The organism is Nocardia sp. NPDC005978 (assembly GCF_040614455.1).
Taxonomy (GTDB): domain Bacteria; phylum Actinomycetota; class Actinomycetes; order Mycobacteriales; family Mycobacteriaceae; genus Nocardia.
In genome coordinates this window covers 1-6688 of the sequence record NZ_JBEXUS010000200.1, presented here as the reverse complement: position 1 = coordinate 6688, position 6688 = coordinate 1, and the positions used below count along the sequence as shown (strand labels likewise).

The following is a 6688-nucleotide window of genomic DNA, read 5'->3' as shown; positions in this document are numbered from 1 at the left end:
CCAGTCGCCGCGGGCGGGCGCGAGCCGCTAGCGCCCGTACAGCTCGACGAACTTGTCGAGCGATCGCTCCACGTCACCGCGTAGCGCCCGCGCCACCGCGGATCCGATCGGCCCGAACAGCGGCGCGCCGCCGAGCTCGAAATTGGCGGTGACATCGGACCCGGTGCGCGAGGGTTTGACGCTCAGCTCGATGCCGAACTTGGTGCCCCCGATCCCGGCGCCGGTCAGTACCAGGCGGTTCGGCGGTTCGGCGGTCTTGACCGTCCAGGTGACGCGATTGCGGAAGCCCTTCACGGTGGCGACGCCGACCAGTTTGGTGCCGGGCGTCAACTCCTCGGGGACCGGTCCGCGCCAGCCCTCGTGCAGGGTCAGCCACTTGTCCAGCTCGGCCAGGTCGGAGGCGTGCGCCCAGGCCTGGTCGGGCGGGATCGGGACATCTACGGAAACCTTCAGTTTGGCCACGGACCAGATGGTATCTGTTACAAGTCGTATCTATTAACCTGGACAGCGGTTACGCGCGTCACTCGCACTTGCCGGTCCCGGCGTCGCGCGCGCCGTCGAGGGAAGCCTGCCGCTGTTCCTCGGTGAAGACCTGCCAGTCGGGCGTACCCGGGAAGTCCGCGAGCGCGTCCGCGACGGCCCGATCGACTCCGGCCTGCCCGGAGTCCCGGCGGATCGTCTCGAAACGCTCGCTGAACTTCTCGCAGGTCTCGCGGCGCAGCACCGCGGGCGCGATCCCGGACGGCACCGAAACCGAGCGCGTATTCTCCGGCGGCAAAAGGTTTTTCGAGGTTGTCAGCGACGCCGCCCCCTCGGTCGTCGACAGCGCCGACGGTGTCGCGCCGGAATCACCGCCGATGTAATCGCAGGCCGAAATCGTCAGGGCCGTCGCACACAGGCAGACGGCGATCAGGTGGCGGCGCATGGCTCCTCTTCCGGAACAATCGAATCGCTTCGCACGGGCCGGGTCGGTCCCGGTGTCGTGATACCCCGTAATCCGGCGAATATTGCGAGCAAAGTCCCGCGCACGAAACCTCACGGTTGGCCCGCTGCGCCGACTAGCCTGTCCGAAGGGTTTGCGCTCGATCGGTCGATTGAACGGTGCTTGGAAATGAATGGGGAGTTCTCGCTGGACGTGCCGCACACCTCCCGCGTCTATGACTACTTTCTCGGCGGCAAGGACAACTACGAGGCCGATCGGCGAGCCGCCCAGGAAATCTTGAAGGTGTGGCCCGACATCCGAATCGCGGCGCGGGTCAATCGCCAGTTCATGCACCGCAGTACGCGATACCTGGCCGAGGCGGGCATCAAGCAGTTCCTGGACATCGGCACCGGCATCCCCACCGAGCCGAATCTGCACCAGATCGCCCAGGAGACCGCGCCCGACGCGCGGGTGGTCTACGTCGACAACGATCGCCTGGTGCTGGCGCACGCCCGTGCCCTGATGGCGGACGGCGAATCGGGCGCGACCACCTACATCCACGGCGACGTCACCGACCCCGAATCCATCCTGCGCGCACCGGAACTCGTCGAGATGTTCGATATGTCCGAGCCGGTCGGGGTCAGCATGATCGCGCTGCTGCATTTCGTCGAGGACGACATCCAGCGCATAGTCCGGACCTTCATGAGCGCGCTGGCCCCCGGCTCGTTCCTCGTGATCTGCACCATCACAGCGGATTTCGCGCCCGAGCAGGTGGAGGCCGCGCAGGAGGTCTATCGGGTGCGCAAATTGCCCGCCCAGGTCCGCACCCACGCCGAGCTGTCGTCCTGGTTCGCCGAGCTGGAACTCGTCGAACCCGGTGTGGTGCCCCCGCACCGCTGGGGGCTGGAGCAGACCATGGATATCTCCGCGACCTTCGACCGCAAGGTCTCCTGCTACTGCGCGGTCGGCCGGAAACCCTGACCTATTCGGGCATCTCCAGCCCGGCGGCGAGCATCGGCCACGAGCGGTGGAACGCGTCCTGCCAGTAGCCCCACGAATGCGTGCCTGTTTCGCGGAAGTCGAAGGTGGCCGGAATCCGGAGCTCGTTCAGTTTCGACTGCAGATTGCGCGTGCACCAGTTGGTGGCCGCTTCGATGACCCCGCCGACGATCAGCTGGTTGGCGATGCCGACCTGGGTCTTGTTCATGGTGTAGGGACTGTCGATGACATCGTGCGGGCCGGGCATTCCCGTGCCCGTCGACACGAAAAGGCTGGTGCCGCGCAGACCTTCGGCGTTCACCACCGGATCGTTGGCAACCCAGGCGGGATCGCCGTCCGCGCCGTACAGGTTCTGGACGTCACCGCCGCCGTAGAGTTCGACGACCATCTTGACGAACTGCCTGCCCATCGGATCCGAGGTCTGCGCGCAGCCGCTGTATCCCGCCGCCGCCCGATAGAACCCGGGCTTGCGAATGACCATCTGCAGGATCGAGGTGGCGGTCATGGAATTGGCGGCGATGGCGTTGAGCCCGTTGGTGCCCAGCGCCGCGTCGATCAGCGGCGGCAGCTCGTCGAGGAAGAAGGTCTGCCATTTGTTCACCCCGAGGCTCGGGTCCTCGCGCAGCCAATCCGCGTAGTACGCGAACGCGCCGCCGATCGGCATGACGACGTTCACGTCCTTGGTCGCCAGGAAGTCGCCCACATCGGTGTTGTGCCACCAGGTCGCGAGATCGACGCCGCCGCCCGCGCCGTTCAGCAGGTAGAGGGTGGGCCGCGCGGTCGAGGCGTCCCGCGGCCGCTGCACCTTGACGGTGATCTTCTTGTCCATGGCCACGGAGAAGACCTGCAGGGTCAGATTGCGGCCGTCGATGGTGCCGGAGACGATTTTCGAACCGTTGGGCGCGGTCGGATCGGCCAGCAATTTGTGCGTCGCGATGATCGGGTCGGTGTCGTCCGCGAGGGCCGCGCCGCTGCCGAACGCGGTGGCCAGCGTGGCCGAGACGACCCCCGCGAGTGCCAGCGCCTTGATCCGGGTGATCGATCCGCGTCTCAATTCAAGCCCTTCGTTCTCCGCAGGCTCGTATCGAGGTCCCGCCCGGTCCCGCATCGCGGGAATCTTCGTGGACGTTACAAGCGGCGACGATTTCCGGATCAGCCGAGTCGCGCTGTGCCCGTTGCGAATCGGTGCATATTCGCTATATCGGAGTTTCGCCGGCCGCTACACCGTCGCCCAGGTGAGTACCGGTTTGACAATGTGCCCGGCGCGCTGATCGGCCAGCGCGCGGTCGATATCGGTATGCGGATAGGTGCGCACCAGGCGATCCAGCGGCAGACGTCCGGCGGCATGCAGCGCGAGCAGTTCCGGAATGAAGCGCGCGGGAATCGAATCCCCTTCCAGGCAGCCGTGAATCGACTTTCCGGACAGGACCAGGTCGCGGACGTCGATCGGCGGTATGCCCGCGCCGAGCCCGACCGCGGCCGCCGCGCCGCCGACCCCGAGCACGCCGACCGCGGTGGCCAGGACGTCGGGCCGGCCGGTGGTGTCCAGCGCGTGCGTCGCGCCGCCCGCGGTGAGTTCGCCGATCGCGGCGGACACATCGACCGTGCCCGGGTCGAGTGCGGCGACGGCGCCGAGTTCGAGCGCCGTGTCCCGGCGGGCGGCGGCGGTCTCGACCACGATGACCCGGGTGTCCGGCAGGGTCAGCGCGGCGAGCAGTCCGGCCAGGCCCACGGCGCCCGCACCGAAGATCACCAGCGTCGAATCGGGTTCCGGGCGAAGCACATTGAGTACGGCGCCCGCGCCCGTCTGGAACCCGCAGCCCAGCGGGGCGGCGACGGCGAGGTCGGTTCCGGGCGGCACCACGACGGTGTTGTCGGGCGTGCTCAGTGCGTACCCGGCGAGGCTGGATTGCCCGAAGAAGCCGTCCCGTACTGGTTTTCCCGCGGCTGTGACCCGCGGCGTCCGGTCCGGGCGGGCGCCGAACTGATTCAGCCGCACCGACTGCGCGCAGTAGGCGGGCCGCCCGAGCCGGCAGTTGCGGCAGGCGCCGCAGTGCCGGAAGGTCAGCACGACCCGATCGCCGGGCCGGACCCCGGTGACTTCCGAGCCCACCGCCGCAACGGTTCCCGCGCCTTCGTGCCCGAGCAGCACCGGGCGCTCGTCGCTTCCGGCCGCACGGGAGATCAGGTCGGTGTGGCAGATCCCGGCGGCCTCGACGCGCACCAGGATCTCGTGCGCGCGTGGGTCGTCCACGACGACGGGTTCGATGTGGAATCCGGCGCGGGGTCACGCGAGAGCGCGGCGGTGGTGGTGGGCATCGTCAGACCCGCTCGAGCAGGAAGTAGAAGTGCTCGCCGCCGGCCAGCACCTGCTCGGCGCGGCCGTTCATGATGCCCATCAGGGTCTGATCGTCGAGCCGTTTGAAATGGTCGAAGACGGGCCGGCCGTCGTAGACCATGGTCGCGGTGACCTCACCGCGGAACTCGATGTTCCACAGACTGGCGATGCCGTCGCCGAGCTTCACATCGGAGAACAGCGAGCCGTCCTCGGCCCGGCAGATCAGCGGTTCGGCCTCGGCCAGGGACCGGAAGTTCTTGCCGTACCAGCGACTGCGATCCAGGGCGCGGCACAGCGGATGGCCGGTTCGGAAGGCCGCGCCCCGCCATTCGCCCAGGATGTCTTGCGCGCGAACGGTTTCCAGGGTCGCCCAGATCTCGTCCAGCTCCGCGGCGGTCACCCCCTCCGGCTGTGCGGCCAGTTCCCGCCACCGTTCGACCGTGCCCGCCATGACGCCTCCTGTTTCCCGAACCATTCAGTTCGGGAAACCTACACCCGAACCGTTTGGTTCGGCAAGATAGGATGCCGCCATGCGCGCAGCCGGACACGCCACCAGGGAGCGGATTCTCGCCGCCGCCAAGGCCGAATTCGCCGAACACGGCGTCGCCGGGGCCCGCATCAATCGCATCGCGGCATCCGCGCAGGCCAGCAAGGATCGCCTCTACGCCTACTTCGCAGGCAAGAACGAGCTCTACGCCGCGGTCACCGATCAGTGGGTCACTGAGACCTCCCGGGTCACCGCCCTGGACGCCGGCGACCTGCCCGCGTACGCCGGCCGGCTCTTCGATCACTACCTCGCGCACCCTGACAACGCCCGCCTGCAGACCTGGGCCGATATCGAGCGCACCGCGATCCCGGAGGCGGAGGCGGCGATCGCCCGGGCCGTCGCCCCCAAACTCGCCGAGCTGCGCCGGGGCCAGCGCGCGGGCCTGATCACCGACGCCTTCCATCCGCTCACCCTGCTGACCCTGCTCACCGATCTCGCGCGCACCTCGGCCCTGCACGCCCTGGGCGCCCCGGAATCCGATGTGGCCGAGCGCCGCTCCTCCACCGTGCGCGCCGCACAGCGCCTCATCGCCCCGTAGCGCGGTCTCGGCCACCACCGGGCTGATTGCGATGAAACCGCCGGGGCCGTCGCGCCCCGCATCGTAGAATTTCGGCCGAAACACAGCTGCTCGGCTCGAATTCCGGTGTTACCCAATTGCATAGTGCTGAAACAGGAGGCGGTCTGTTTTGCTACGCGAACGTGCACGAAAGCTGGTTGATTCCCCGCGATTCCAGAGATTTGTCGTCGCGGTAATTCTCGTCAACGCCGTCTCGCTCGGGGCGGAGACCTCCGAGACGCTGATGTCCCTTGCGGGCGGATTCATTTCGTTCGTCGACACCGCGGCGCTGGTGATTTTCGTCCTGGAAATGCTGTTGAAGCTGTACGTCTACCGATTCGGTTACTTCCGAGATCCCTGGAACTGTTTCGATTTCGCCGTCGTGGGTGTGGCGCTGCTGCCCTCCTCGGGCGGGCTCTCGGTGCTGCGGGCCTTCCGCATCCTGCGCGCGCTGCGGCTGGTCTCGGCCACGCCGAGCATGCGCAAGGTGGTCACCAACCTGCTGGCGGCGCTCCCGGGGATGGGCTCGATCCTCGGTCTGCTCGCGCTGGTGCTCTACGTCGCGGCGGTCATGGCCACCAAGCTGTTCGGCGCGGTGACCCCCGAATACTTCGGCAGTCTCGGCACGTCGATGTGGACGCTGTTCCAGATCATGACCGGTGAGGCGTGGCCCGACATCGCCCGGGAGGTCATGGCGGAGAAGCCCTTCGCCTGGATCTTCTTCCTGTGCTACATCCTGCTGTCCACCTTCGTGGTCCTGAATCTGTTCCTCGCGGTGATGGTGAGTGCGGCCGACGACGTGCGCGAGGTCGAGAACCGGGAACGGCACGAGCAGGAGAACGCCGACGAGGACGCCACCCTGGCAACGATTCTGAACGAGCTGTCGGCCCTGCGGACCGAGGTGGCGGCGCTGCGGCCGGCCGCCCAGGGCGCGGGCACCACGGTCATCTACACGCCGAACAACCGGCCCGGTCCCGGCCGCCAGCTCAGCGACGGCGAGATCGCCCGGGCCGTGGCGCTGTACCGGGACGGGGAATCGACGGCCCGGATCGCCGAACAGCTCAACGCCAGTCTCGCGGCGGTGCGCACCGGCCTCGCGCGCCGCGGCATCCGCCGGGGCTGATCCGCGCCGGCGCCGGAAACGCGGCTTTCGGCCCGAAAAACCCGCTCCGACCACACGATTAGGCTGCTCCGCATGGCCCTGTGTAGGGTTGTATTCACCGACGCGGGGTGGAGCAGCTCGGTAGCTCGCTGGGCTCATAACCCAGAGGTCGCAGGTTCAAATCCTGTCCCCGCTACTACGTAGCTCAGGCCGGAGAATCGATG

7 protein-coding genes, 1 tRNA gene and 1 pseudogene are annotated in these 6688 nt (G+C 67.8%); 4 read left to right on the top strand and 5 right to left on the bottom strand.

Annotated elements, in window-relative coordinates; genetic code table 11:
• Positions 1-27 precede the first annotated feature (27 nt).
• Positions 28-462, bottom strand: coding sequence for an SRPBCC family protein (locus ABZ319_RS39670; RefSeq protein ID WP_354991749.1), 435 nt, complete (start codon positions 460-462; stop codon positions 28-30).
• Positions 463-520: 58 nt separating this feature from the next.
• Positions 521-925 (bottom strand): hypothetical protein, encoded by a 405-nt coding sequence (locus ABZ319_RS39665; RefSeq protein WP_354991748.1) that lies wholly within the window; start codon positions 923-925, stop codon positions 521-523.
• A 186-nt stretch (positions 926-1111) separates the two neighbouring features.
• Here ABZ319_RS39665 and ABZ319_RS39660 point away from each other — a divergent pair, with 186 nt between their 5' ends.
• The gene (locus ABZ319_RS39660) at positions 1112-1903 is read left to right on the top strand and encodes an SAM-dependent methyltransferase (protein ID WP_354991747.1); all 792 of its coding nucleotides are present in this window, start codon (positions 1112-1114) and stop codon (positions 1901-1903) included.
• A gap of 1 nt (position 1904) precedes the next feature.
• On the opposite strand, the gene ABZ319_RS39655 is transcribed toward ABZ319_RS39660, so the two are convergent.
• The 3 genes and pseudogenes from ABZ319_RS39655 to ABZ319_RS39645 all read right to left on the bottom strand — a co-directional run bounded on the left by ABZ319_RS39655 (position 1905) and on the right by ABZ319_RS39645 (position 4710).
• Positions 1905-2975 (bottom strand): alpha/beta hydrolase family protein, encoded by a 1071-nt coding sequence (locus ABZ319_RS39655; protein ID WP_354991746.1) that lies wholly within the window; start codon positions 2973-2975, stop codon positions 1905-1907.
• Positions 2976-3140: 165 nt separating this feature from the next.
• Positions 3141-4240 (bottom strand): annotated as a pseudogene (locus tag ABZ319_RS39650) (NAD(P)-dependent alcohol dehydrogenase).
• 2 nt (positions 4241-4242) lie between these two features.
• Positions 4243-4710: a DUF4334 domain-containing protein gene (locus ABZ319_RS39645; RefSeq protein WP_354991745.1), complete on the bottom strand. Its 468-nt coding sequence runs from the start codon at positions 4708-4710 to the stop codon at positions 4243-4245.
• 79 nt (positions 4711-4789) lie between these two features.
• Between ABZ319_RS39645 and ABZ319_RS39640 the strand changes: the two genes are divergently transcribed.
• The 3 genes from ABZ319_RS39640 to ABZ319_RS39630 all read left to right on the top strand — a co-directional run bounded on the left by ABZ319_RS39640 (position 4790) and on the right by ABZ319_RS39630 (position 6660).
• Positions 4790-5344, top strand: a complete 555-nt coding sequence (locus tag ABZ319_RS39640) for a TetR family transcriptional regulator (protein ID WP_354991744.1) — start codon at positions 4790-4792, stop codon at positions 5342-5344.
• 148 nt (positions 5345-5492) lie between these two features.
• Complete coding sequence (locus ABZ319_RS39635; RefSeq protein WP_354991743.1) at positions 5493-6485, top strand: ion transporter; 993 nt, start codon at positions 5493-5495, stop codon at positions 6483-6485.
• Between the two features lie 101 nt (positions 6486-6586).
• Positions 6587-6660 (top strand) — tRNA-Met (locus ABZ319_RS39630).
• Positions 6661-6688 lie beyond the last annotated feature (28 nt).

Coding starts and splice junctions, on each gene's coding strand:
- ABZ319_RS39665 (WP_354991748.1), bottom strand. CDS start 925: ATGCGCCGCCACCTGATCGCCGTCTGCCTGTGTGCGACGGCCCTGACG.
- ABZ319_RS39660 (WP_354991747.1), top strand. CDS start 1,112: ATGAATGGGGAGTTCTCGCTGGACGTGCCGCACACCTCCCGCGTCTAT.
- ABZ319_RS39645 (WP_354991745.1), bottom strand. CDS start 4,710: ATGGCGGGCACGGTCGAACGGTGGCGGGAACTGGCCGCACAGCCGGAG.
- ABZ319_RS39640 (WP_354991744.1), top strand. CDS start 4,790: ATGCGCGCAGCCGGACACGCCACCAGGGAGCGGATTCTCGCCGCCGCC.